22 protein-coding genes and 1 riboswitch are annotated in these 23,912 nt (G+C 72.1%); of the genes, 1 reads left to right on the forward strand and 21 read right to left on the reverse strand.

What is annotated here, in order from left to right:
* Positions 1-159: 159 nt before the first annotated feature.
* Positions 160-2,049 (forward strand): DEAD/DEAH box helicase, encoded by a 1,890-nt coding sequence (locus ACWA15_RS10285; RefSeq protein WP_464055044.1) that lies wholly within the window; start codon positions 160-162, stop codon positions 2,047-2,049.
* 105 nt (positions 2,050-2,154) lie between these two features.
* Here the strand turns inward: ACWA15_RS10285 and ACWA15_RS10290 are convergent, their stop codons facing one another.
* The 21 genes from ACWA15_RS10290 to carB all read right to left on the reverse strand — a co-directional run bounded on the left by ACWA15_RS10290 (position 2,155) and on the right by carB (position 23,910).
* Positions 2,155-2,613 (reverse strand): PH domain-containing protein, encoded by a 459-nt coding sequence (locus tag ACWA15_RS10290; protein WP_464055045.1) that lies wholly within the window; start codon positions 2,611-2,613, stop codon positions 2,155-2,157.
* A 67-nt stretch (positions 2,614-2,680) separates the two neighbouring features.
* On the reverse strand, positions 2,681-3,529 hold the full coding sequence (hisG, locus tag ACWA15_RS10295; protein WP_464055046.1) for an ATP phosphoribosyltransferase: 849 nt from the start codon (positions 3,527-3,529) through the stop codon (positions 2,681-2,683).
* A 37-nt stretch (positions 3,530-3,566) separates the two neighbouring features.
* Complete coding sequence (locus ACWA15_RS10300; RefSeq protein ID WP_464055047.1) at positions 3,567-3,830, reverse strand: phosphoribosyl-ATP diphosphatase; 264 nt, start codon at positions 3,828-3,830, stop codon at positions 3,567-3,569.
* 70 nt (positions 3,831-3,900) lie between these two features.
* The gene (ribH, locus tag ACWA15_RS10305; protein WP_464055048.1) at positions 3,901-4,368 is read right to left on the reverse strand and encodes a 6,7-dimethyl-8-ribityllumazine synthase; all 468 of its coding nucleotides are present in this window, start codon (positions 4,366-4,368) and stop codon (positions 3,901-3,903) included.
* A 43-nt stretch (positions 4,369-4,411) separates the two neighbouring features.
* A complete protein-coding gene (gene ribA / locus ACWA15_RS10310) occupies positions 4,412-5,689 on the reverse strand; it encodes a GTP cyclohydrolase II (protein WP_464055049.1) in 1,278 nt (425 codons plus the stop codon).
* Complete coding sequence (locus ACWA15_RS10315; RefSeq protein ID WP_464055051.1) at positions 5,686-6,288, reverse strand: riboflavin synthase; 603 nt, start codon at positions 6,286-6,288, stop codon at positions 5,686-5,688. The genes ribA and ACWA15_RS10315 overlap by 4 nt, the downstream gene beginning before the upstream one ends.
* 59 nt (positions 6,289-6,347) lie before the next feature.
* Complete coding sequence (gene ribD / locus ACWA15_RS10320) at positions 6,348-7,403, reverse strand: bifunctional diaminohydroxyphosphoribosylaminopyrimidine deaminase/5-amino-6-(5-phosphoribosylamino)uracil reductase RibD (protein WP_464055052.1); 1,056 nt, start codon at positions 7,401-7,403, stop codon at positions 6,348-6,350.
* Between the two features lie 91 nt (positions 7,404-7,494).
* A riboswitch (FMN riboswitch) is annotated at positions 7,495-7,618 on the reverse strand.
* A gap of 124 nt (positions 7,619-7,742) precedes the next feature.
* Positions 7,743-8,234: a PKD domain-containing protein gene (locus tag ACWA15_RS10325; RefSeq protein WP_464055053.1), complete on the reverse strand. Its 492-nt coding sequence runs from the start codon at positions 8,232-8,234 to the stop codon at positions 7,743-7,745.
* A 404-nt stretch (positions 8,235-8,638) separates the two neighbouring features.
* The gene (locus ACWA15_RS10330) at positions 8,639-9,280 is read right to left on the reverse strand and encodes a DUF6318 family protein (RefSeq protein WP_464055054.1); all 642 of its coding nucleotides are present in this window, start codon (positions 9,278-9,280) and stop codon (positions 8,639-8,641) included.
* Between the two features lie 189 nt (positions 9,281-9,469).
* Positions 9,470-10,132: a ribulose-phosphate 3-epimerase gene (gene rpe, locus ACWA15_RS10335; RefSeq protein ID WP_464055055.1), complete on the reverse strand. Its 663-nt coding sequence runs from the start codon at positions 10,130-10,132 to the stop codon at positions 9,470-9,472.
* The gene (locus ACWA15_RS10340; RefSeq protein WP_464055056.1) at positions 10,129-11,649 is read right to left on the reverse strand and encodes an RsmB/NOP family class I SAM-dependent RNA methyltransferase; all 1,521 of its coding nucleotides are present in this window, start codon (positions 11,647-11,649) and stop codon (positions 10,129-10,131) included. The genes rpe and ACWA15_RS10340 overlap by 4 nt, the downstream gene beginning before the upstream one ends.
* Positions 11,646-12,629, reverse strand: coding sequence for a methionyl-tRNA formyltransferase (gene fmt, locus ACWA15_RS10345; RefSeq protein ID WP_464055057.1), 984 nt, complete (start codon positions 12,627-12,629; stop codon positions 11,646-11,648). The genes ACWA15_RS10340 and fmt overlap by 4 nt, the downstream gene beginning before the upstream one ends.
* Positions 12,630-12,678: 49 nt before the next feature.
* Complete coding sequence (locus ACWA15_RS10350; protein WP_464055058.1) at positions 12,679-13,302, reverse strand: HAD family hydrolase; 624 nt, start codon at positions 13,300-13,302, stop codon at positions 12,679-12,681.
* A complete protein-coding gene (locus ACWA15_RS10355) occupies positions 13,299-15,593 on the reverse strand; it encodes a primosomal protein N' (RefSeq protein WP_464055059.1) in 2,295 nt (764 codons plus the stop codon). The genes ACWA15_RS10350 and ACWA15_RS10355 overlap by 4 nt, the downstream gene beginning before the upstream one ends.
* Positions 15,594-15,708: 115 nt before the next feature.
* Positions 15,709-16,902 (reverse strand): methionine adenosyltransferase, encoded by a 1,194-nt coding sequence (gene metK, locus ACWA15_RS10360; RefSeq protein ID WP_464055061.1) that lies wholly within the window; start codon positions 16,900-16,902, stop codon positions 15,709-15,711.
* Positions 16,903-16,981: 79 nt separating this feature from the next.
* Positions 16,982-18,223, reverse strand: coding sequence for a bifunctional phosphopantothenoylcysteine decarboxylase/phosphopantothenate--cysteine ligase CoaBC (coaBC, locus tag ACWA15_RS10365; RefSeq protein WP_464055062.1), 1,242 nt, complete (start codon positions 18,221-18,223; stop codon positions 16,982-16,984).
* A 48-nt stretch (positions 18,224-18,271) separates the two neighbouring features.
* On the reverse strand, positions 18,272-18,553 hold the full coding sequence (rpoZ, locus tag ACWA15_RS10370; RefSeq protein WP_464055063.1) for a DNA-directed RNA polymerase subunit omega: 282 nt from the start codon (positions 18,551-18,553) through the stop codon (positions 18,272-18,274).
* 55 nt (positions 18,554-18,608) lie between these two features.
* The gene (gene gmk / locus ACWA15_RS10375) at positions 18,609-19,208 is read right to left on the reverse strand and encodes a guanylate kinase (RefSeq protein ID WP_464059481.1); all 600 of its coding nucleotides are present in this window, start codon (positions 19,206-19,208) and stop codon (positions 18,609-18,611) included.
* A 2-nt stretch (positions 19,209-19,210) separates the two neighbouring features.
* On the reverse strand, positions 19,211-19,522 hold the full coding sequence (gene mihF / locus ACWA15_RS10380; RefSeq protein ID WP_093181890.1) for an integration host factor, actinobacterial type: 312 nt from the start codon (positions 19,520-19,522) through the stop codon (positions 19,211-19,213).
* A gap of 180 nt (positions 19,523-19,702) precedes the next feature.
* On the reverse strand, positions 19,703-20,530 hold the full coding sequence (pyrF, locus tag ACWA15_RS10385; RefSeq protein ID WP_464059482.1) for an orotidine-5'-phosphate decarboxylase: 828 nt from the start codon (positions 20,528-20,530) through the stop codon (positions 19,703-19,705).
* Positions 20,531-20,586: 56 nt separating this feature from the next.
* The gene (gene carB / locus ACWA15_RS10390; protein WP_464055064.1) at positions 20,587-23,910 is read right to left on the reverse strand and encodes a carbamoyl-phosphate synthase large subunit; all 3,324 of its coding nucleotides are present in this window, start codon (positions 23,908-23,910) and stop codon (positions 20,587-20,589) included.
* Positions 23,911-23,912 lie beyond the last annotated feature (2 nt).

Below are 23,912 nucleotides of genomic sequence, written 5' to 3' on the forward strand. Positions count from 1 at the left end.
ACAGTAGAGGCATTCCTCGGAGTATGTCGCGAGTCCCGCGTGTGCGTGTTAGTGGCCAGACCAGGCCCAGTGTGTGTTTTCGGGATTGCGACGCCGGTTCGGCTCACCAGAGCTGTCCTATCGCTCCCCACACCACTGAAATGGCTGGTTGCTCTCTTTATGACTTCTGTCGACACTGCTGCGCCCGTAAACACCGTGCCTGACGTCCCCGCCGTGACGTTCGAGGATCTCGGCCTCCCGGCCGAGCTGCTCGCCGCGGTCCTCGACCTCGGGTTCACGATCCCCTCCTCGATCCAGGCCGAGGCGATCCCCGCCCTCCTCGCCGGGAACGACATCACTGGCGTCGCCCAGACCGGGACCGGCAAGACTGCCGCCTTCGGCCTGCCGCTGCTCGCCGCGATCGACCCCACGCTGCACCAGACGCAGGCACTCGTGCTCGCACCGACCCGTGAGCTGGCCATGCAGGTCGCCGAGGCGATCGAGACCTTCGCCAAGCACCTCCCCGGCATCGAGGTCGTCGCGGTCTACGGCGGGTCCCCGTACCCCCCGCAGGCCCGCGCACTCTCCCGTGGCGCGCAGGTCGTCGTCGGCACCCCCGGTCGCGTGATCGACCACCTCGACCGCGGCACCCTCAAGCTCGGCGCCATCCGCTTCCTCGTCCTGGACGAGGCCGACGAGATGCTCCGCATGGGCTTCGCCGAGGACGTCGAGAAGGTCTTCGGAGCGGCTCCGGTCGAGCGTCAGGTCGCCCTGTTCTCCGCGACCATGCCTCCCCAGATCCGCCGCGTCGCCGCCCACCACCTGCGTCAGCCGATCGAGATCGCCGTCTCGCGCCAGTCCTCCACCGTCACGGGCGTGACCCAGCAGTTCGCCGTCGTGCCGTTCCGTCACAAGATCGGCTCGCTCACCCGCGTCCTGGCCACGTCCGACGCCGAGGCCGCGATCGTCTTCTGCCGCACCCGCGGGGCAGCCGAAGAGGTCGGCTCCGCGCTCATCGAGCGTGGCATCTCGGCCGCCACCATCTCCGGTGACGTCGCCCAGAAGGACCGCGAGAAGATCGTCGAGCGCCTGCGCGCCGGCGCCCTCGACGTGCTCGTCGCGACCGACGTCGCAGCCCGTGGGCTCGACGTCGACCGCATCGGTCTCGTCGTGAACTTCGACATCCCGGGCGAGCCCGAGGCCTACGTGCACCGCATCGGTCGCACCGGCCGCGCCGGCCGCACCGGAACCGCGCTCTCCTTCGTCACCCCGAACGAGCGTGGCCGTCTCAAGCAGATCGAGCGGACCATCCGTCAGCAGCTCGTCGAGATCGAGATCCCCTCCCCCGCCGACGTCTCCGCGCACAAGGTCCGCCAGACCCTGGCCCGGATCGACGAGCGCCGCGAAGCCGGCCGCCTGTCGATGTACGTCGACCTGGTCCGGGAGTACCTCGAGACCCACGAGGGCACCGACCCCGCTGAGCTCGCCGCCATCCTCGCTGCCCTCGCGGTCGGCGACGACGGCCCCAAGGCTCGCGAGGAAGAGGCCGCGTTCGAGGCCCAGCGCGCCGAGGCGCGCAACGAGCGCAAGACCCGCGACGCACGGGACGCCAACGACCGCGACCGCGGTCCTCGTGAGCGTCGCGACGCCGGCCCGCGGACCGGCGGAGCCCGCCGCGACGTCGTCGGCACCCGGTACCGTCTCTCGGTCGGCCACACCCACGGCGCCCAGCCGAGCGGGATCGTCGGCGCGCTGACGAACGAGGGTGGCCTCTCCGGCAAGGACCTCGGCAAGATCGACATCTTCCCGAGCTTCTCCCTGGTGGACATCGCCGCCCCGCTCGACACCGAGACGATCGACCGCATCTCCCGGGCCCGCGTGGCCGGCAAGGCGCTGCGGATCAAGCTCGACGACGGCCCCGCGGTCTCCCGCGGACCCCGCGGCGCGGCTCCCAGCGGCGCCCACAGCGGCCCGCGCAACAGCGCGCCGTCCGGTCGCCGGGAAGAGCGCTTCGAGCGCCCGACCGAGCGCACCGGGTACGACCGTTCAGAGCGCACCCCCCGCTACTGAGCATCTGCTGAGCAGCTACTGCTGCATCTGCTGACCTGATCAGCCGCTGACGAAGGCCGGGCCCCACGGGGCCCGGCCTTCGGTGCGTTCGGATGCGGGTCCGGCTCAGCGCGACTCCGGTGCCTCACCGTGCAGGGTGACGAGCTTCTCCAGCCGGTCGACCTCCCGGGCCGCGAACCGCCCGTCCGACCGCTGGATCGCCATGAGCGCGGTCCGGTGCCCGTCGGAGAGCTCGAGCATGACCCACGGGTCGCCCGACCCGTAGGTCACCGCGATGACCTGGGGCCAGTCGTAGCTGCGCACCCAGAGCAGGTTGCGGACCCGGATCCCGGTCGCATCGACGGTGGCGCGGACCGTGGCCTGGCGCCAGAGGAAAGCGCACCCGGCGAGCACCACGACCGTGAGGGAGACCACGGTGCCGGCGCTGTAGCCCGCCCCGCCCGTGCCGGGCGCCCGGTAGAGGACGATGGCGAGGCCGACGACCAGCACGAGGACCGCGGCCCACGCGACGTACCGGACGAACCGTGGCACGAAGGGGTCGTAGAGGCCCTTGGACGACGCCATGTCACACTCCCTCGAGCCTGCCACCGCCCCCGGCGCTCGTCGGGCTCGTGGTGTCAGGCTCGACGGGTCAGAGCCGGCAGGCGTGGATCGATGTCACCAGGATCGCACGCGCCCCGACCTCGTACAGGGTGTCCATGACCTGGTTCGTCTCGTCGCGGCGGACCATCGCCCGGACCGCGGCCCAGTCGCGGTCGTGCAGCGGGGAGACCGTCGGGGACTCCAGACCCGGGGTGATCGCGACCGCGGCGTCGACCAGGTGGGCAGGGACGTCGTAGTCCATGAGGACGTACTGGCGTGCGGTGAGCACCCCCTGCAGGCGGCGGGTGAGCTGGTCGAGCTGGGCGGGGACCTGCGAGCCGCGGCGGCGGATGAGGACGGCCTCGGACTTGAGGATCGGCGCACCGAAGATCTCCAGCCCGGCCGCGCGCAGCGTCGTGCCGGTCTCCACCACGTCAGCGATGACCTCGGCGACGCCGAGCTTGACCGAGCTCTCCACGGCCCCGTCCAGACGGACGATCGAGCGGGGCGTGATGCCCTGGGCGGTGAGGTAGTCGTGCACGAGCACGGCGTAGGACGTGGCGACGCTGCGGCCCTCGATCTGGGCGATGTCGGTGATCTCACCGACGGGTGCGGCGAACCGGAAGGTCGAGCGCGCGAAGCCGAGCGGCAGGTGCTCCTCGGCGTCGGCCCCGGAGTCGAGCATGAGGTCGCGGCCGGTGATCCCGGCGTCGACGGTCCCGGCGCCGACGTACACGGCGACGTCCCGAGGGCGCAGGAAGAAGAACTCCACGTCGTTGGCCGGGTCGGTGAGCACGAGCTCACGGGTGTCGCGGCGCTGGCGGTAGCCGGCCTCACGGAGCATGTCGGAGGCGGGTTCGGACAAGGACCCCTTGTTGGGGACGGCAATACGGAGCACGGGATTCTCGCGTTCGAGTCGGAGGAGTGGGTCAGGCTCAGAGGTACTTGTAGACGTCCTCGAGGCGGAGACCCTTGGCGACCATGAGGACCTGCAGGTGGTAGAGCAGCTGGGAGATCTCCTCGGCGGCCTCGGCGTCGGACTGGAACTCCGCGGCCATCCACACCTCAGCTGCCTCTTCGACGATCTTCTTGCCGATGGCATGGACCCCGGCGTCGAGCTCGGCGACAGTGCCTGAACCGGCGGGGCGTTCCACGGACTTGAGGGTGAGCTCTGCGAACAGCTCTTCGAACGTCTTCACGCCCCAAGACTAGACGCCGAACACGCCCACCCCCGCACCCGTCCGCCCAATGACCACTCCCCGCCCCTCGTCAGAGGGAGCGGAGGGCGATCACGGTGGCGATGGCGGCCTCGACGGCCTCGGCGCCCTTGTCCTCGCGGGAGCCGGGGAGGCCGGCCCGGTCGAGGGCCTGCTGCTCGTCGTCGACGGTGAGCAGACCGAAGCCGACGGGCACGCCGGTGCGGATCGCGACGTCGGACAGGCCCAGCGTCGCGGCCTGGCACACGTACTCGAAGTGCGGCGTCTCGCCGCGGATGACGACGCCGAGCGCGACGACGGCGTCCGGCCCCGCCTCTGCCGCGCGTATCGCCGCGACGGGCAGCTCGAAGGACCCGGGGACCCGGATCACCTTGACGTGGGTGACGTGCGCAGCGGCCAGCGCCCGGTGGGCGCCGGCGAGCAGCCCGTCCATGATCTCGGTGTGCCACTGCGCGGCGATGACGGTGATCCGCAGACCGGTCCCGTCGGGACTGATGGTGGGTGCTCCTGCTCCGCTCATGGCGGGTCCTCCTTGGTCGTGGTGCTGGGGTGGTGGGGGCGGGCTAGAGGACAGGCGGGGGGTCCGTCACGATCGAGTGGAGCAGGTGACCCATCGCCGTCTTCTTGGTCCTGAGGTAGTGGTAGTTCTCCGGGGTGTGACCCACCTCGATACCGACGGTCTCGGTCACCGTGATCCCGTGGGCGGTCAGCCCGACCGCCTTCGCCGGGTTGTTCGTGAGCAGCCGGATCCGGGTGAGGCCGATCTCGGCCAGGATCGCGGCGGCCGCGCCGTACTCGCGGCGGTCGGCGGGCCAGCCGAGCTCGAGGTTGGCCTCGACGGTGTCCCGGCCGGCGTCCTGCAGCTGGTAGGCGGCGATCTTGGCGAGCAGGCCGATCCCCCGGCCCTCGTGCCCGCGCAGGTAGACGACAGCGCCGCCGTCGCGGGCGACGACCGCGAGCGAGGCCTGCAGCTGAGGTCCGCAGTCGCAGCGCAACGACCCGAAGGCGTCCCCGGTCAGGCACTCCGAGTGCACCCGCACGACCGGGACGGTCGACGGCGCGGTCGGCGCGGCGGGCAGCAGCGCCACGTGCTCGGCCCCGGTCCGCACGTCTCGGAAGCCGTGGATCCGGAACAGCCCGTGCGCGGTCGGCAGGTCCGCGACGGCGGACGCCTTCACCCGCACCGCCTCGGGCACGACGTCGTGGCTGACCACGGCGGGGTCGTTGACCAGGCGCCAGGTGATGAGGTCGGCGATCGTGATGAGGACGAGGCCCTCCCGCTCGGCCAGGCGCGAGGAGTCGTCCATCCGCATCATCGTGCCGTCGTCGTTGACCAGCTCGGCGATCCCGGCGACCTCGCCCAGGCCGGCCAGCCGGACGAGGTCCACCGCGGCCTCGGTGTGCCCGGCGCGGTGCAGCACTCCCCCGGCCACAGCGCGCAGCGGCAGCACGTGCCCCGGGCGGATGAGGTCGACAGGCCCGGACGCCGGGTCGGCGAGCACACCGAGGGTGCGGGTGCGGTCCACGGCCGAGATCCCCGTGGTGACGCCCGTCGCGGCGTCGACGGTGACGGTGTACGCGGTGCGCCGGGGGTCCTGGCTGTGCGGGACCATGAGCGGCAGGGCGAGCGCGTCGGCCCGCGCGGCGGGCATCGGCGCGCACAGGTAGCCCGAGGAGTGGCGGATCGTCCAGGCCACCCACTCGCTCGAGACGTTCGACGCCGCGAAGATGACGTCGGCCTCGTTCTCCCGGTCCGGGGAGTCCGCGACCAGGACGGGTCGTCCGGCGCGCAGCTCGTCGAGGGCGACCTCGATGGTGGCGAGGGGGGTCTCGGCGGTCATGACCGTGCTCCCAGCAGGCGCTCGACGTACTTGGCGATGACGTCGACCTCGATGTTGACCCGCTCCCCGGGGACCAGGTCGCCCAGGACCGTGGCCTCGAGCGTCGTCGGGATGAGGGACACGCCGAAGGAGGTGTCGGTGACGGAGGTGACCGTGAGGGAGACCCCGCCGACCGCGATCGACCCCTTCTCCGCGACGTACCGGGTGAGCTCCGGGGGGGCGTCGAAGACGAGGTCGTCCCAGCGCGGACCGGGTGTCCGCGAGGCCAGCACCGCGGTGCCGTCGACGTGGCCCTGGACGATGTGCCCGCCGAGGCGGGTGTCCGCGCGCACCGCGCGCTCGAGGTTGACCCGGGCTCCGGCGACGAGCGCACCGAGAGAGGTGCGGGCCAGCGACTCGGGCATGACGTCGGCCGTGAACGCGCCCGGCGGCAGGGACGTGACGGTCAGGCACACGCCGGAGACGCTGATCGAGTCGCCGAGGGAGGCGTCGGAGGTGACGAGCGGGCCGCTGACGGTCAGGACGACGTCGCCGTCGGCACCTCCTGGACGCTCGATCGCGGTGACCGTGCCGATCTCTTCGACGATTCCGGTGAACATGTGCTTCTCCTCAGGACGGGGGGCGGGGGGCGGTGTCATGTCTGGGTTCTTGTCTGGGTTCATGTCTGGGTGGGGCGGGTCCGGGCGACGAGCAGCACGTCGTCGCCGAGCCGTTCGACGGAGACCGTGTCCAGACGCGGCGCGCCGGACAGGGTGGTGACGCCGAAGCCGCCGACGACGCGGCGTCCCGCACCCAGGAACATCGGGGCGAGGTAGGCGTGGACCTCGTCGACGGCGTTCGCGGCGAGGAACGCCGTCGCGAGCACCGGTCCGCCCTCGAGCAGGACGTGGCGCACCTCGCGGGCGGCGAGCTCGGCGAGGACCTCGGCGACGTCGTGGGTGCGCAGGTGCAGGTGCTCCGCGCCGGTGCGCAGCCGGGCGCCGGGCGGCACCGCCCGTTTCCCGACGACGACGCGCAGCGGCTGGTGGGCGCGCGGCTCACCCGAGCCGTCGCGGGCGGTGAGGGTGGGGTCGTCGGCCAGCACCGTCCCGGTGCCGACCATGATCGCGTCGACCTGGGCGCGCACGGCGTGGGCGTGCTCACGCGCCGGGGCGCCGGTGATCCACCGGCTCGACCCGTCGACGGCGGCCACATAGCCGTCCAAGGTCGAGGCCGTCTTGAGCGTGACGTAGGGCGCGCCGCGGCGCACAGCCGTCAGCCAGACGCGCAGGAGCGCCTCCCCGCCCTCCAGGTGGACCCCGCAGGTCACCCGCACCCCCCGCGCTCGCAGGTGGTCGGCGCCGCCGCCGGCGACCGCGGTGGGGTCGCTCACGCTCACCACCACCTCCGCCACGCCCGCGTCGGCCAGGGCCTGGGCGCACGGACCTGTCCGGCCGGTGTGGTTGCAGGGTTCGAGGGTGACCACTGCCGTCGCACCGGTAACGTCAATCCCCGCCGAGGCCGCGCGGGCGAGCGCGTCAGCCTCCGCATGAGGCGTCCCGGCGCCGCGGTGCCAGCCCTGCGCGAGGACAGGCCGGGGGGCGGTCGTGCCCCCCGCAGACGTGGCGGGCGCCAGGATGACGCAGCCGACCTGAGGGTTGGGTCCGTGGGCGGGGCCACGCTCGGCCAGCTCGAGCGCTCGCAGCATCGCCGCGTCGAGACTGAGGTACTCCATCGCCAACCTTCCGGATACGCCGAGCGCTCCGGGGTCGGTCAGGGGTCGCCCAAGGGCGCACCGCGACCACGGCGGTCCAGAAGACCGCCGCCACGAGACTCTTCCCATCCGGACTTTGACCGTCGGTCCTGGAGTTCCACCAGGTCAACCGCACCGAGGTGCGGGTCGCGGACTATAACCGCCGGCTCGGATTTTCACCGACCCCAGAGCACGTGAACTTGCTCCTCCCACTATCCCACGCAGTGGACCGGGACAATGCCACCCCCTCCTGTGACCCAGGGCACACGCACGTCCTTTCAGCGCTGCTCCGTGCGCCGCTGCTCCGTTCGTCGTTGCGGGTCAGCTGAGGGGGTCTTCGACGAGGTGGGAGCGGAGCTCGGTGACGGTCAGGGGTGGGGCGGTGCTGGTGGTGGTGGCGGTGCCGGTGATGGGTGTGTAGGTGGTTCCGGCGTCGAGGGAGTACTCCCCGGTCCAGGTGGTGGTCATGGTGACGGTGTAGTCCCCGGTGCGGGGGTAGGTGTAGGCGACGGTGTGGCCGGGCCAGGGGGCGCCGGGGTCGGTCGTGGTGGTGGGGGTGGAGCCGTCGGCCCAGTCCCAGGCGTAGTCGCGGGGGGTGGCGCGGACGGTGATGGGCTGGCCGAGCAGGGTCGTGGTGAGGACCTGGGGTTGGGCGTCGGTGTAGACGACGGTGATCATGTTCACCGGGACCCAGCCCTGGGCGGGTCCGACCACGATGGCCGAGGGGGTCAAGGGCAGGGAGCGGAAGTCGGCCTGGGTGAGGACGAGCGGTGCCGGGGTGGGTGCGCTGCGGCAGACCAGGACGGTGTTCAACGCGGGCTCAGAGTAGGTGCCATCAGGTTGCAGCGTCTGGATGGTGGTGGGGCTGACCTCGAAGCCGCGGTCGGGGTCGCAGTTCTCCAGGTCCAGGGCCGCCTGGCCCAGGCAGGCCGCCGCGATGTTGACAAGCCCGATTGTCTCAGCCGGATCGCAGACGTCGGCACTGGTGATGAGGGTGGGCGGGGGCGCGGAGGAACCAAGATCCCCTACACCGCAAGCAGTCTCGGTCCGAACCGAAGATGCTTGGAGGTTCAAGAAGTCACCGTTTGCCTGCGCTGCGTCCGAGCGCTCCTGGGCTACGTAGCACGGAGACATCAATGCCGCGAACGAGGCAGATCCCGATCCCATACCGATGAACAACAACACGCCAGCCACGGCGGCAACCACGTATCGCTTTGTCATGAGGGCTGCACCACACCGGCTTCAGCCCCTCTGACGATCCACTGACCATCAGCCTGACGCTGGACCGCGATTGCGAAGTCCAGTCCGTCTTCGCTCGCAAGGTGGTCGACGACTGCACCGGACGCGTCGTACACAGTGAATTCGCTCCGCGCCAAGGTCCCCCACACTAGGTAAAACGGGTGCTCGCCTGGGGCATCCACCGCGACAGTCGCGAAGGTCTTCGCCCCACCAACCGTGTAGTTGCCAGCCGCGATATCTGTCTTCACTTCGTCGATCACCGCGGAGCAATAGATGCTCTCGGGGTCACAGAGGCTGGTGAACTCCGCAAGATCCTGACTTCTCACGGCGAATCCCGAGACCTCCACGAAGTACTCCGCCGCCGCCTGCGCCCCCGCCTCGTCGTCGTTGTCCATCGCCGCAGGCCGCACAGGTGGCACGAGGGGCTCCCCCGCCCGGTCCGTCGCCACCGGAGTCGGCTCGACCGTCGGGTCCGGCGTCGGCTCAGGGCTCGGCGCGGGAGACGCAGTGACCGGCGTCGTCGGCGCGGCCGACGACCCCTCACCGCAGGCCCCCAGCACCACGACACCGCACACCACGACCACGGCCCAGCACCGGCGTTGCATCCGCTCAGGAGTCATGCCCCGACACTACGTCCGACCCGAGCACTTCAGCACGTTATGCGCCGACCTGTGGACAACCACCCGCCACCCCCGCTGGGTGCAGCCGAACGGCTGCCTCGTGTCCGGTTTGGGCAGCCGTTCGGCCGCACTCAGCGGAAGGGGGCGGGCTGGTGGGGTGGGCTGGTGGGGGCGGGCTGGTGGGGCGGGCTAGTGGCGGTGCTGGGTTGCGAGGGCGCGCAGGGTCTCGATCTCTGCGGGGATGTCCTGGGCCCCGTAGACGGCCGAGCCGGCGACGAAGACGTTCGCACCGGCGTCGGCCGCGCGCTCGATGGTGGCGCGCGACACGCCGCCGTCGACCTGGACCCACACGTCGAGGTCCGCGGCGTCGATCGCGGCGCGGGCGCGGCGGATCTTGGGCAGGGTGCCCTCGATGAAGGACTGCCCCCCGAAGCCGGGCTCGACCGTCATGATGAGCAGCATGTCGATCTCGGAGAGCAGGTCGAGGAAGGGCTCGACCGGGGTCGCGGGCTTGAGGGCGAGGCCGGCGCGCGCTCCGAGCCGGCGCAGCTCACGGGCCAGGCGCACGGGGGCGGCAGCGGCCTCGGCGTGGAAGGTCACCGACTGTGCGCCGGCCTCGGCGAAGCCGGGGGCCCACCGGTCGGGGTCGGCGATCATGAGGTGCACGTCGATCGGGATCGGTGACACCTGGACGATCCGCTCGACCACCGGCAGGCCGATCGTCAGGTTCGGCACGAAGTGGTTGTCCATGACATCGACGTGCGCGTAGTCGGCGCCCGCGATCGCGTGCAGGTCACGCTCGAGGTTGGTGAAGTCGGCCGACAGGATGGACGGTGCGATGAGGGCGCTCATGCCACCACCGTAGAGCCCACCCGGCGCAGCAGCGTCAGGTGCATCGCGTCGGTGCCGTGCAGGTGCGGCCAGAGCTGGACGTCCAGGCGCTCGGCGAGCGGCACGTCGGTGCCGGCGATCTCGGTGACCAGGGCGCGCGCGTCGAGCATCTCGACGGACCCTTCGGGGAGCGCGCCCAGCACGTCCGAGACGACCGTGCGGGTCTCGGCCAGGTGCGGGGAGCACGTCACGTACCCCACGACGCCGCCCTCGCGCACCGCGAGCAGCGCCGAGGTGAGCAGCTCGCGCTGCAGCGCCGCCAGCACCTTCACGTCCGACGGCGTGCGCCGCCACCGCGACTCCGGGCGCCGGCGCAGGGCGCCCAGCCCGGTGCACGGCGCGTCCACGAGGACCCGGTCGTAGGACCCGGGCTCCTGGGTGCCGATGTCGCGCCCGTCCCACACCTGGACCTTCTCCACGGAGTGCCCCGGGACCGCCGCGAGGGACCGTTCGACGAGGTCGGCGCGGTGCGGCTGGATCTCGTTGGCGACGACCCGGGCGCCCCGCGTCGCGGCGATCGAGGCGAGCAGCGCTGCCTTGCCGCCGGGGCCCGCGCACATGTCGAGCCAGCGGGCGTCCGGCCCGTCGAGGGGCGCCTGGGAGAAGGCCAACGTGACGAGCTGGCTCCCCTCGTCCTGGACGCCTGCCTGACCGTCACGGACCGCTGCGAGGGCACCGGGGTCGGAGCCGTCGAGGATGAGTGCGGTCGGCGCCAGGAGGCCGGGGCGGGACTCGACCTGCTCACCGAGCTCGTCGATGGAGATCAGGCCGGGCCGCGCCACGAGGGTGACCCGCGGGGAGGCGTTGTCCGCCTCGAGCAGCGACGCCAGCTCGTCGACCGGGCGACCCGAGGCGACGAGCGCGTCACGCATGGCGCGGGTGATCCACTGCGGGTGGCTGTCCACGACGGACATCTTCGCGATCTCGTCGTCCTCCTGGGCCTCGATGAGCTCGAGCCACTCCTCGAGCTCGGTCCGGGAGATCTTGCGCAGCACCGCGTTGACGAACTGGGCGCTGCCAGCACCCACCCGGGACCGGGCCAGACCCACGGTCTCAGAGACGGCGGCGTGCGCGGGGACGCGCATCCCGAGAATCTGGTGGGCACCCAGGCGCAGCACGTCCAGGACCGGCGCGTCGATCTTCTCGAGCGGGCGGTCCACGCACAGCGCGATCACGGCGTCGTAGCGCCCGCGCATGCGCAGCGTCCCGTAGGTGAGCTCGGTCGCGAACGCGGCGTCCCGGCCTGCGAGGCCGCGCGAGCGGAGCATCGGGGGGAGCACGAGGTTCGCGTACGCGTCGGAGTCGGCCACCTGACGCAGCACGTCGAAGGCGATGGTGCGGGAGTCGTCGGTGCCCTTGCGGCGGTCCCCCGGTGCCAGCGAGCCACGGTTCCCGTCGCCCCGGGTGCGTGCGGCGCTGCGCTCACGACCCTGGGCGTTGCGGCGGCCGGGCTCGGTGCTGCGTGCTGCGTCGTTCACTGGTGCTCCGTCTTCGTGGTGGTCGTCGTGGTGGCGCGCTGCTCACCCAGGAAGGTCCCGGCGTCCAGGCGCGCACCGCGGGCCCAGTCGCTCGCGGCCATCGGCTTCTTGCCGGCGGGGACCACCTCGCCGAGCTCGACAGCGGCCGACGCCGTGCCGACCCGGACGGACTTCTTGGTCACCTCGACCTGGCCCGGGGCGAGCGACCCGGCGGGGGTCTGGTCGTCGTCGACGATGGTCACCGGGCCGATGCCCAGGCGTGACCCGTCCGGGAGCACGGTCCAGGCGCCGGGCGCCGGCGTGCAGCCGCGGATGAGGCGGTCGACGGTGTGCGCGGGGAGGGTCCACGCGATGCGGGCGTCCTCGGGGCCGAGCTTCGCGGCGAGGCTCACGCCGTCGGCCGGCTGCCGGACGGGGCTGAGCGCACCGTCCTCGAGGGCGTCGAGGGTGGCCACGAGGAGCCCCGCGCCCGACGACGCGAGCCGGCCGAGCAGGTCGCCGGCGGTGTCGCGGCGGCGGATGGTCTCGGTCGCGGTGCCCAGGATCGGCCCGGTGTCCAGGCCCTCCTCGATGAGGAAGGTGGTCGCCCCGGTCACCTCGTCGCCGGCGATGATCGCACGCTGGACCGGCGCCGCGCCGCGCCAGGCGGGCAGCACCGAGAAGTGCAGGTTGACCCAGCCCAGGGCGGGCACCGCGAGCACGTCGCGCGGGAGGATCTCCCCGTAGGCCACGACCGGGGCGCAGTCGATCTCCAGGGCCGTGAGCCGCTCGACGAATCCTTCGCTGCGCGGACGGTCGGTGATGACCTCGATCCCGGCCGCCTCCGCCCGTTCCCGCACCGGGCTCGGAGACAGGTGGCGCCCACGACCGGCCCGCGCGTCCGCGCGGGTGAGGACCGCCACGACCTCGTGGCGGGAGGCCAGCAGGGCCTCCAGGGCAGGAACAGCTACGGCCGGGGTCCCGGCAAAGAGCAGACGCATGGACCCAGTCTAAGAGTGCGCGCGGGCCGGGCGGCCCACCGGCCCGTCCTCACACCTGGACGCCGAGCTCGCGCAGCCGGGCCCGGAAGGCCTCGGTCGTGGTGAAGTGCACGGCCGTGTAGCCGCGCTCGGCTGCGGCCTCGACGTTGCGCAGGGAGTCGTCGACGAAGATGGTGCGGGCCGGCACGAGGGCGAACCGCGTCGTGGTGAGGTCGAAGATCGCCGGATCGGGCTTGGCCAGGCCGACCTCCCCGGAGACGACGACGCCCCGCAGCCGCGCGATGGCCGGCGCCGCCGGCACGGCGTGGTGGAACAGCTCGGCCGACCAGTTGGTCAGCCCGTAGAGCGCCATCCCGGAGCGTTCGAGCTCCTCGACGAGGTCTGCCGAGCCCGGCACCGGGCCGGTGAGGGTGCGGGCGAAGTTCTGCACGTACAGGTCCACGAGCTCGCCGTGCCGCGGGTCCTCGGCCGCGAGCAGGGCGCGCAGCTCCGCCCACGACCTGCCGGCGTCCTGGGCGTGGTTGTGGGCGAGGAAGTCGCTCGCGGTGAAGAACTCATCCACCTCGGCGCGGCTCAGGCCCTCGAAGGCGGCGTAGGGATCCCAGCCGATGAGCACGTTGCCGAGGTCGTAGACGATCGCGTCGATCGCGTCGATGGGGTTCTGACCGGTCACAGCATCTCCTTGGGGTCGAGCAGGACCGAGACCAGCCCGGCTTCACGTTGTGCGCTCGCCTGCGCGAGGGCGCTGGCGAGCGAGCGGGCGAGGTCGCGCCCGCGGGCCACCGGCACCCGCAGGATCGCGCGCACCGGGACCTCGAGGGCACCAGCGGTGCGGCCGGCGGGGCCCGACGCCGCGGTGCGCGCCGTCCCGCGCGGCAGGGCCTCGCTCCGGCGCGGAACCCGGGGGCGCCCGGACTCAGGGGTGGGCGCTGCGGCGGGTTCTGGCAGGTCGACCGGCCCGAGCACGGACCCGCCCTCGGGCAGCTCGACACGGTCGAGGAACATCGCCACGGCGAGGCGGTCCCCCGTCACCGACGCGATGCGCACGGCCGGCGGCATGCTCAGTTCGACGCGTTCGTCGAGCTCCCGCTCGGCGAGGCCGGCCGGGTCCCAGCGCACGAGCGCGTTCGTCGGGGTCGGTGCGGCGTCGCCGACGAGCAGCAACCGTCCGTCCTCGGCCGCGGACCGGACGAGCGCTCCGGCGGTGATCCACCGGTGCAGCGCCTCCTGGTCGGTGTAGAGACCGATGTGGCTCGTCGAGGACGCCGCATCGAGCAAGACCCCCACCGAGTACCCGCTCGGGGCGACCGGCTCGGCCCCGGGTGTGGCCACGACGAGCGCGGGGCGGTCCGGGATCTCGGTGAGGACTCCCGCCGCCGACCGTGCGCCCGAGACCCGCACGGTGGTGCCGGGGAAGGCTTTGCCGAGCTCCTCGGCGGTGCGGTCGCTGCCCACCCGCACCGAGCGCAGGCCCGTGGCGAAGCACTCCGAGCAGGACCATCCCCCGGCCAGCGCACCGCACCAGGAGCACTGTGGGACGGCGTGCGCGCTGGTCAGCGCGAGGGGGCCGTGGCAGGTGGCGCAGTGGGCTGCCGTGCGGCACCGCACGCACGCCACGACCGGGATGTACCCGGCGCGGGGAACCTGGACGAGCACCGGTCCGCTCTTGAGCCCCGTCATGATGGCTTTCCAGACGGCTCCCGGGAGCCGGGCGGCCGCAGCGGGCCCTTCACGGGCCAGGTCCACCGAGGTCAGGGCGGCGACGCGGGGGGTGCGCCGGCGGACGGTGTCGCGGTCGGCGACGAGCTCCCGCGCCCACCCGCTGGCGACCAGGGCCTGGGCGTGGATCGAGCGGCTCAGCGACCCGATGAGCATGGCGCAGGACGTCTGCTCGGACCGCAGCGCGAGCACCTCGCGGACGTGCGGGTACGGGGCGCGGCGTTCCTGGTGCATGCCGTCGATGTCGTCCCAGCAGACGACCAGGCCGAGGTTGTGCACCGGCGCGAAGGCCGCCGCGCGGGTGCCGATCACCACGGTCGCCGCGCCGCGCCGCGCCGCGAGGAAGTTGCGGTAGCGAGGGGTGGGCCCGAGGTCCGCGGTGAGCCGGACGAACTGGGCACGCGGGAGCACGGGCGCGGCCGGGGTGGGCGCCGCCGGCTCGGCTGCCGTCGGTGTCCACTCGGCGAGGCCGACCTGGTGCAGGGCGAGGGCGAGCCGGTCGACGTCGCGGGTGTCGGGCACCACCACGACCGCCCCCCGGCCGCTCAGGGTCACCGCCCGGACCGCCTCGGCCAGGGCGAGCGGCCAGCCGGCGACGGCGCCCACCCCGGGCAGGGCCGTCCACACCGCGCGCGGGGAGTCGCCCGCCGCGAGCCGGGACAGGAACGCCTCACCGGCCCGGAACGGCGCCCACGCGCTCGGGCCGGGCGGGGACAGCTGCGGGGGCTGCTCGGGCTGGGAGGCGGTCTGGGGTGCCTGCGGTGCTCCCCACGTCTCCCCCTCGACCTTGGCCAGTCGCGGGGGCACGGCAAGCCGCAGCACGTCCGTGAGGGAGCCTGCGTAGTAGTCGGCGACGAGCCGGGCGAGGGCCGTCACCTCACCGGACAGGACCGGCTCGGGTGAGACGACCCGGCGCAGCGCGACGAGGCGCCCGGTGTGATCGGTGCCCTCGGCACGCTCGATGAGGTACCCGTCGACGTCCTGCGCGCCGAACCGGACCTTGACCCGCGCCCCCGGCTGGGCGGCGTCGGACATGGCCTCCGGCACGGTGTAGTCGAAGAGACGGTCCAGGTGCGCGGGAGAGACGTCCACGCACACCCGGGCGATCGGCCGGTCGGTGGCCAGCGGCAGGCCCGTCTCGGAGACTGCCGCCCGTCCTGCGGCACGAGTGGTGCCGGTCCGGCCGCGGGGTACCGGCAGCGGTGCGAAGAGTGCACCACTGGTCTCCACGTCACTGGTGTCCACGTTCACCGTCCACCCCCGATCGCGGTTGGTTCCCGGAGGCCTCGCTATCGTGCCTCAACCGTCCACCCGACGTGCCCAGCATCCCCGAGACCACCGACATTCCCCCGACCGAGGGTCAGACGGCGGCCTGCAGCTCGGCGACGCGGTCCGTGCGCTCCCAGGTGAAGTCCGCGAGCTCGCGACCGAAGTGGCCGTACGCGGCCGTCTGGGCGTAGATGGGACGCAGCAGGTCGAGGTCGCGCACGATCGCGCCGGGGCGCAGGTCGAACACCGCCTTGATGGCCGTGGTGATGACGGCCCGCGGCACCGTCTCGGTCCCGAAGGTCTCGACGTACAGCCCGACCGGCTGGGCCTTGCCGATCGCGTAGGCGACCTGCACCTCGCAGCGGCGCGCGAGGCCCGCCGCGACGACGTTCTTGGCGACCCAGCGGGTGGCGTAGGCCGCCGACCGGTCGACCTTGGACGGGTCCTTGCCGGAGAAGGCCCCACCTCCGTGACGCGCCATCCCGCCGTAGGTGTCCACGATGATCTTGCGTCCGGTCAGGCCGGCGTCACCCTTGGGTCCACCGATCACGAAGGTCCCGGTGGGGTTGACGATGAGGCGGTAGTCGTCGGAGGGCAGGTCGAGCCCGGCCAGCACCGGAGCCACGACGAGCTCGCGGACCAGAGCGGCGAGCTCGTCCTGGCGCACATCCGGGTCGTGCTGGGTGGAGACGACGATGGTGTCGACCGCGACCGCGAGGTCCCCGTCGTAGCCGATCGTCACCTGCGTCTTGCCGTCCGGTCGCAGACCGGGCAGCGAGTGGTCCTTGCGGACCTGGGCGAGGCGCTCGGCCAGGCGGTGCGCGGCGTAGATGGGCAGCGGCATGAGGGTCGCGGTCTCGTCGCTCGCGTAGCCGAACATCAGGCCCTGGTCGCCGGCGCCCTGGGCGTCGAGGGGGTCGAGGTCTCCGGAGTCGTCGCGCATCTCGAGGGCCTTGTCGACGCCCTGGGCGATGTCCGGGGACTGCTGGCCGATCGAGACGGACACCCCGCAGGAGTCGCCGTCGAAGCCGATCGACGACGACGTGTAGCCGATCTCCTTGATCACCTGCCGCACGAGCTGGGGGATCTCGACGTAGGCGGAGGTCGTGACCTCACCGGCGACGTGCACCAGCCCGGTCGTGACGAGCGTCTCGACCGCGACCCGGGAGGCCGGGTCCTGCTCAAGTAGGGCGTCGAGGATGGAGTCGGAGATCTGGTCGCACACCTTGTCCGGGTGACCTTCGGTCACGGACTCGGACGTGAACAGGCGGAGAGCTTCAGTCATGGGCCCAGGATACGGGTTCGCGCAGGTGCCTCGGCTGACCGTCGAACCCGTGAGACACGCGGTGCCTGCCGGTGAGGCGTCAGGACCCGCTGGTCAGGCGCGGGGCGGCCTCGTCGAGGATCGCCCGGGCCACCGCGGCCTTGCTGCCGGTGGCGGAGGCGACGACCGCGCCGTCCGCGGTGAGGATCGTCACGTTGTTGTCGACGTCGCCGAACCCGCGCCCCCCGCCCACCGGGTTGACCACGAGCAGGTCGGCGCCCTTGCGGCGGGCCTTGGCTCGGCCGTGCTCGAGCACGTCACCGGTCGCGTCGCCGGTCTCGGCGGCAAAACCGACGATGACCTGGGGCGCGCCGCCGCGCCGGGCGACGAGGTCGGCACGGCCGGTGACGAGTCCGGCGAGGATGTCAGGGTTGACGACGAGGTCGATCGGCCACACGACGCCGTCACCGGTCTTCTTGACCTTGTGGGCGGTCACCGCGACCGGGCGGAAGTCGGCGATCGCGGCGGCCATGACGATGAGCTCGGCGGTCTCGGCTCCCGCGTGGACGGCGTCGGCCAGCTCCTGGGTCGTCTCGACCCGGACGACGCGCACCCCGGCCGGGTCGGGCAGGTCGACGTTGGCGGCGACGAGGGTCACGTCCGCGCCGCGCCGCTGCGCCTCGGCGGCCAGGGCATACCCCTGGCGTCCTGAGCTGCGGTTGCCGATGAAGCGCACCGGGTCGATCGGTTCCCGGGTGCCGCCGGCGGAGATGAGCACGGTCCTGCCGGTGAGGTCCCCGGCTCCGGACGGAGCCGGTTCCCGGGTCAGGGCGATCGCCGCGGCGAAGATGACCTCAGGCTCGGGCAGCCGGCCCGGGCCGGTGTCCGCGCCGGTGAGGCGACCGGCGGCGGGGTCCAGGACGGTCACGCCGCGGCTGCGCAGGGTCGCCACGTTGGCCACCACCGCGGGGTGCAACCACATCTCGGTGTGCATCGCGGGGGCGACGAGGACCGGGCACCGCGCGGTGAGCAGGGTCGCGGTGAGCAGGTCGTCGGCGCGGCCGGTGGCCATCCGGGAGAGCAGGTCGGCGGTCGCGGGAGCGACGACGACGAGGTCGGCCTCCTGGCCGAGAGCCACGTGCGGAACGTGCGCCACGTCCTCGAAGACCGTGGTCGTCACTGGTTCACCGGACAGCGCCTCCCAGGTGGGAGCACCGACGAAGCGCAGCGCGGACTCGGTGGGGACCACCCGCACACGGTGCCCAGACTCGGTCAGCAGCCGCAGGAGCAGAACAGCCTTGTACGCGGCGATGCCTCCGCTCACGCCGAGGATCACACGCATGCGGGCTGCTCTCTCCTGGGCGTGTCGGTGTGTGTCAGGGCCGGCGCGTCAGGACGCGTCGGCGGCGGGTTCTGCGATGGGGGTGCTGGTCAGCAGTCCGGCGTTGATCTCGCGCATCGCGATCGACAGCGGCTTCTCCTGGTTGCGCGTCTCGACGAGCGGGCCGACGAACTCGAGCAGGCCCTCGTGGAGCTGGGAGTAGTACGCGTTGATCTGACGGGCGCGCTTCGCGGAGAACACGACCAAGGCGTACTTGGAGTCCACGCGGTTGAGCAGGTCGTCGATGGGCGGGTCAGTGATGCCCACGGGGGCGGCGACGGTTCCAGACACAGGTCAACTCCGAAGGTGTTGAGGGATTGCGGATCAAAAGCACAGTCTACTGCGTCTACCGAGCGCGGGCGGCCGTCGCCGAGACACCCATGACCGACATGATCTCGTCCGCGGCGCGCTGGACGTCGTCGTTGACGATCACGTGGTCGAACTCCGGCGCCGCAGCCAGCTCGACGCGGGCGGTCGCCAGGCGACGTTCGCGCTCCTCGGGCCCCTCGGTCCCGCGGCCGACGAGACGCCGTTCGAGCTCGGCCCAGCTGGGCGGGGCGAGGAAGACGAACCGGGCGTCCGGCATGGACTCACGGACCTGACGGGCGCCTTGCAGGTCGATCTCGAGCAGGGTCGCCACGCCGGCGGCGAGCTTCTCCTCGACCGGACCGCGCGGGGTGCCGTAACTGTTCTTGCCGTGCACCACGGCCCATTCCAGGAGCTCACCGCGCTCGATCATCTCGGCGAAGCGGGTCGGCCCGACAAAGAGGTAGTGGACCCCGTCCACCTCACCGGGGCGAGGGTCGCGGGTGGTCGCCGACACGGACAACCAGACGTCGGGGTAGCGAGCCCGGATGTCTGCGGAGACGGTTCCCTTCCCCACCGCCGTCGGGCCGGCGAGGACGGTCAGGCGGGGGGGCGGGGAACCAGCGGATGAAGCAGAGATGATCAGCCGAACCTTTCGATGAGGGCAGCTGCCTGGTGGGGACCCAGTCCCCGCACGCGACGGCTCTCGGCGATGCCGACCTCCGTCATGATCGCGCGGGCCTTGACCTTGCCGACCCCCGGCAACGACTCAAGCAGCGAGACAACTTTCAGTTTTCCGATGACGTCATCGGTACGGCCCTGTTCGATCACTTCGGAGAGGACCCCTGAAGAGTACTTCAGACGGTTCTTGACCTCGGCACGTGCGCGTCGGGCGCTGGCGGCCTTCTCGAGCGCGGCCGCGCGTTGTTCAGGAGTTAGCTCAGGTAGTGGCACTCCGGTCACCTTCCTCGGACGAGCGGGAACTTACTGTGAAACTATCCATCTTCTCCGGGGTCGGCAACGTGAACCGCAGACCTTCACATGCCGCCACCTGCACGATCACCCAGAACCGCGGCAACCGCGCCATATCTGGGCTCGCCGACGCTTCGCCGACGCCTCGCCGATGGGTCCCGGTCAGCTCTGCAGGGCCTGCGCGGCGTCGTCGGCGGCTCGCCGGGCCGCCGCCAGCAGCGCGCCCCGGTCCGGTCCGGCGGCGAGCACGCCGCGTGAGGAGGACGCCAGCACCTGCCCCCGGGCGTCGCCGAACACCTGCGCGAGCTCGGCCGAGCCTGCGCCCTGGGCGCCGACGCCGGGTGCGAGCAGCGGGCCCCTGACCCCGGAAAGGTCGACGCCGGTCTCCCGGGCCGCGTCCCCGATGGTCGCCCCCACGACGAGGCCGACCGACCCCATCGACGCCCCGGACCCGGCGAGCTCGGTCGCGTTGACCGCACCGGCCTGCCGGGCGATGAGGGCGGCGACGCTCTCCCCCGAGGCCGTGCGGGCGTGCTGGACCTGGGTGCCCTCCGGGTTGGAGGTCAGGCACAGCACGAACAGGCCCCGTCCGTTCGCGGCCGCGATGTCGATCGCGGGCTGCAGGGACCCGAAGCCCAGGTACGGGGACACGGTGAGGGCGTCGCCGGCCAGCGGCGATCCCTCCTGCAGGAACGCCTGCGCGTAGCCGGTCATCGTCGAGCCGATGTCCCCGCGCTTGGCATCGACGATCGTCAGTGTGTTGGCGGACCGTGCCGCGGCGACAACCTCCTCGAGGACCGCCATCCCGGCCGATCCGTGCCGCTCGAACAGCGCGGACTGCGGCTTGAGCGCGGCGACCTGCCCACCGAGGGCATCGACGACGGTCAGTGCGAAGGACCGCAGCCCTGCCGCGTCGTCGGGCAGGCCCCAGGCGGCGAGCAGGCCGGGGTGCGGGTCGATGCCCGCGCACAGCGGCCCGAAGGCCGCCATGGCGGCCGCCAGCCGCTCCCCGAAGGGAGCGGGCTGGGCGGCGTGTGGCACGGACGTCACGGACGCACCTCGACCTTGACGTACTCCTGCAGGCTGCGCACGGTGAACGGGCGGTCACGGATGACCTCGATGCCCTGGACCGCAGCGGCCAGCTGGGCGACCGTGGTGACGATCGGCTTGTCCGCGGCCGTCGTAGCTGCCCGGATCTCGTAGCCGTCGGCGCGGGCGCCCTGGCCGGAGGGGGTGTTGACGACCATGTCGACCAGGCCGTCGGTGATGAGGTCGACGATCGTCGGTTCACCGTTCGGGCCGCGGCCGTCGGAGTTCTTGCGCACGACCGTGGACGGGATGCCGTTGCGGCGCAGCACGTTCGACGTGCCGGCCGTGGCGAGGATCTCGAAGCCGAGCTCGGTGAGGCGCTTGACCGGGAAGACGATCGCGCGCTTGTCCCGGTCGGCGACGGAGATGAACACCGATCCGGAGGTGGGCAGCCCGCCGAACGCGGCCGCCTGGGACTTCGCGAAGGCCGTCGGGAAGTCCTCGTCGAAGCCCATGACCTCACCGGTCGAGCGCATCTCCGGGCCCAGGACGGTGTCCACGGCGACGCCCTCGGTGGTGCGGAACCGCTTGAACGGCAGGACCGCCTCCTTGACCGCGATCGGCGCGTCGAGGTCGAGCGTGCCGCCGTCGCCGGTGAGCGGGAGGACCCCGCTGGCCCGCAGGTCGGCGATCGTGTGACCGACCATGACCAGGGCCGCGGCCTTGGCCAGGGAGACCCCGGTCGCCTTGGAGACGAAGGGCACGGTGCGCGAGGCGCGCGGGTTGGCCTCGAGGACGTAGAGCACGTCGGAGACGAGCGCGTACTGGACGTTGAGCAGCCCGCGCACGCCCACGCCCTTGGCGATCGCCTCGGTCGAGCGGCGGATCCGGGCGATCTCAGCCTCGCTGAGCGAGACCGGCGGCAGCACGCACGCGGAGTCACCGGAGTGGATCCCGGCCTCCTCGATGTGCTCCATGACGCCGCCGAGGAACATCTCGGTGCCGTCGTAGAGCGCGTCGACGTCGATCTCCATCGCGTCGTCGAGGAATCGGTCGATGAGGATCGGGGCGAGGTGTCCCCCGGAGCGGGCCACCTCACCGAGGGCGCGCTCGACGTAGCCGGTGAGCTGGGACTCGGAGTAGACGATCTCCATCCCGCGCCCACCGAGCACGTAGGACGGGCGCACCAGGACCGGGTAGCCGATCCCGGCGGCGATCTCGACCGCCGCGACGAGGGTCGTCGCGGTGCCGAAGGCCGGGGCCGGCAGGTCCGCCTCGGCGAGCACCCGGCCGAAGGCGGCACGGTCCTCGGCGGCGTCGATCGCCTCGGGCGAGGTGCCCAGGATCGGCAGTCCGGCGTCGGCCAGGCGCTGGGCGAGGCTGAGCGGGGTCTGTCCGCCGAGCTGGACGATGATGCCCTTGACCGGGCCGGCGGCGAGCTCGGCCTCGTAGACCTCGAGGACGTCCTCGAAGGTCAGCGGCTCGAAGTAGAGCCGGTCTGCGGTGTCGTAGTCGGTCGAGACCGTCTCGGGGTTGCAGTTGATCATGACGGTCTCGTACTCGCCCTTGAGGGCGAGGGCCGCGTGCACGCAGGAGTAGTCGAACTCGATGCCCTGCCCGATCCGGTTGGGCCCGGAGCCCAGGATGAGGACGGCCTCGCGCTCGCGCGGGCGGACCTCGGTCTCGAGGTCGTAGGTGGAGTAGTAGTACGGCGTCTCGGCCTTGAACTCCGCGGCGCAGGTGTCGACCGTCTTGAAGACCGGGCGGACCCCGAGGGCGCGGCGGACCTCGCGGACCGTGGACTCCCCCGCGGCCCGGGTGCCGCCGATGCCCCGCAGGGAGGCGATCTGGGCGTCGGAGAGGCCGTGCCGCTTGGCGCGGGTGAGCACGTCCTTGGTCAGCGCGTCGGCCGCGGCGACCTCGGCGGCGACCTCGTTGATGAGCTGGATCTGGTCGAGGTACCACGGGTCGATCTTCGTCGCGTCGAAGACCTGCTCGATGCTCGCTCCCCCGCGCAGCGCCTGCTGCGTCTGGACGAGGCGGCTCTCGGTCGGGCGGGCGATCGTGACCAGCAGCTCCTCGAGCGCGGCGCCGGTGGGAGCCTCGCCGTCCCAGTGGAAGGTCGCACCGGACTTGTCGAGGGAGCGCAGCGCCTTGCCGAGGGCCTCGGTGAAGTTGCGGCCCATCGACATGGCCTCACCCACCGACTTCATGGTCGTGGTGAGGGTGTCGTCCGCGGCCGGGAACTTCTCGAAGGCGAACCGGGGCACCTTGACCACGACGTAGTCGAGGGAGGGCTCGAAGGACGCCGGGGTGGACCCGGTGATGTCGTTGGGGATCTCGTCGAGGGTGTACCCGACGGCGAGCTTCGCGGCGATCTTGGCGATCGGGAAGCCGGTCGCCTTGGAGGCCAGCGCGGAGGAGCGGGAGACGCGCGGGTTCATCTCGATGACGACGACGCGCCCGGTCTCGGGGTGCACGGCGTACTGGATGTTGCAGCCGCCGGTGTCCACGCCGACCTCACGGATGACCGCGATGCCGATGTTGCGCAGGTTCTGGTACTCGCGGTCGGTGAGGGTGAGCGCGGGTGCCACGGTGACGGAGTCCCCGGTGTGCACACCGACCGGGTCGACGTTCTCGATCGAGCAGATGACCACGACGTTGTCGGCCTTGTCACGCATGAGCTCGAGCTCGTACTCCTTCCAGCCGAGGATGGACTCCTCCAGGAGCACCTCGGTCGTGGGTGAGTAGTGCAGGCCCTGCCCGACGATGCGGCGCAGCTGGGCCTCGTCGTAGGCGATGCCGGAACCGAGGCCGCCCATCGTGAAGGAGGGGCGCACGACCATCGGGTAGCCGAGGTCCTCGGCGGCCGCCACGGCCTCCTCGACCGCGTGGATGATCACCGAGCGGGCGGACTCGCCGCCGCACTTGGCCACGACGTCCTTGAACTGCAGGCGGTCCTCACCCTTCTGGATCGCGGCGATGTTCGCGCCGATGAGCTCGACGTCGTACTTGGCCAGCACGCCGGCCTCGTCGAGAGCGATCGCCGCGTTGAGCGCGGTCTGCCCGCCCAGCGTCGCCAGGACCGCGTCAGGGCGCTCCTTGGCGATGATCGAGGTGAGCACGTCGGTGGTGATCGGCTCGATGTAGGTGGCGTCGGCGAACTCCGGGTCGGTCATGATCGTGGCCGGGTTGGAGTTGAGCAGGATGACACGGATGCCCTCCTCCTTGAGCACCCGGCAGGCCTGCGTGCCGGAGTAGTCGAACTCGCACGCCTGGCCGATGACGATCGGCCCGGAGCCGATGACCAGGACGGAGTTGATGTCTGTTCTGCGAGGCACTG

Source organism: Sanguibacter sp. TS_SC_8, from assembly GCF_055361235.1.

Coding starts and splice junctions, on each gene's coding strand:
- ACWA15_RS10285 (WP_464055044.1), top strand. CDS start 160: ATGACTTCTGTCGACACTGCTGCGCCCGTAAACACCGTGCCTGACGTC.
- rpe (WP_464055055.1), bottom strand. CDS start 10,132: ATGAGCGCCCTCATCGCACCGTCCATCCTGTCGGCCGACTTCACCAAC.
- ribH (WP_464055048.1), bottom strand. CDS start 4,368: ATGAGCGGAGCAGGAGCACCCACCATCAGTCCCGACGGGACCGGTCTG.
- ribA (WP_464055049.1), bottom strand. CDS start 5,689: ATGACCGCCGAGACCCCCCTCGCCACCATCGAGGTCGCCCTCGACGAG.
- fmt (WP_464055057.1), bottom strand. CDS start 12,629: ATGCGTCTGCTCTTTGCCGGGACCCCGGCCGTAGCTGTTCCTGCCCTG.
- ribD (WP_464055052.1), bottom strand. CDS start 7,403: ATGGAGTACCTCAGTCTCGACGCGGCGATGCTGCGAGCGCTCGAGCTG.
- ACWA15_RS10290 (WP_464055045.1), bottom strand. CDS start 2,613: ATGGCGTCGTCCAAGGGCCTCTACGACCCCTTCGTGCCACGGTTCGTC.
- ACWA15_RS10330 (WP_464055054.1), bottom strand. CDS start 9,280: ATGACTCCTGAGCGGATGCAACGCCGGTGCTGGGCCGTGGTCGTGGTG.
- coaBC (WP_464055062.1), bottom strand. CDS start 18,223: ATGCGTGTGATCCTCGGCGTGAGCGGAGGCATCGCCGCGTACAAGGCT.
- ACWA15_RS10315 (WP_464055051.1), bottom strand. CDS start 6,288: ATGTTCACCGGAATCGTCGAAGAGATCGGCACGGTCACCGCGATCGAG.
- metK (WP_464055061.1), bottom strand. CDS start 16,902: ATGACTGAAGCTCTCCGCCTGTTCACGTCCGAGTCCGTGACCGAAGGT.
- pyrF (WP_464059482.1), bottom strand. CDS start 20,530: ATGGCGGCCTTCGGGCCGCTGTGCGCGGGCATCGACCCGCACCCCGGC.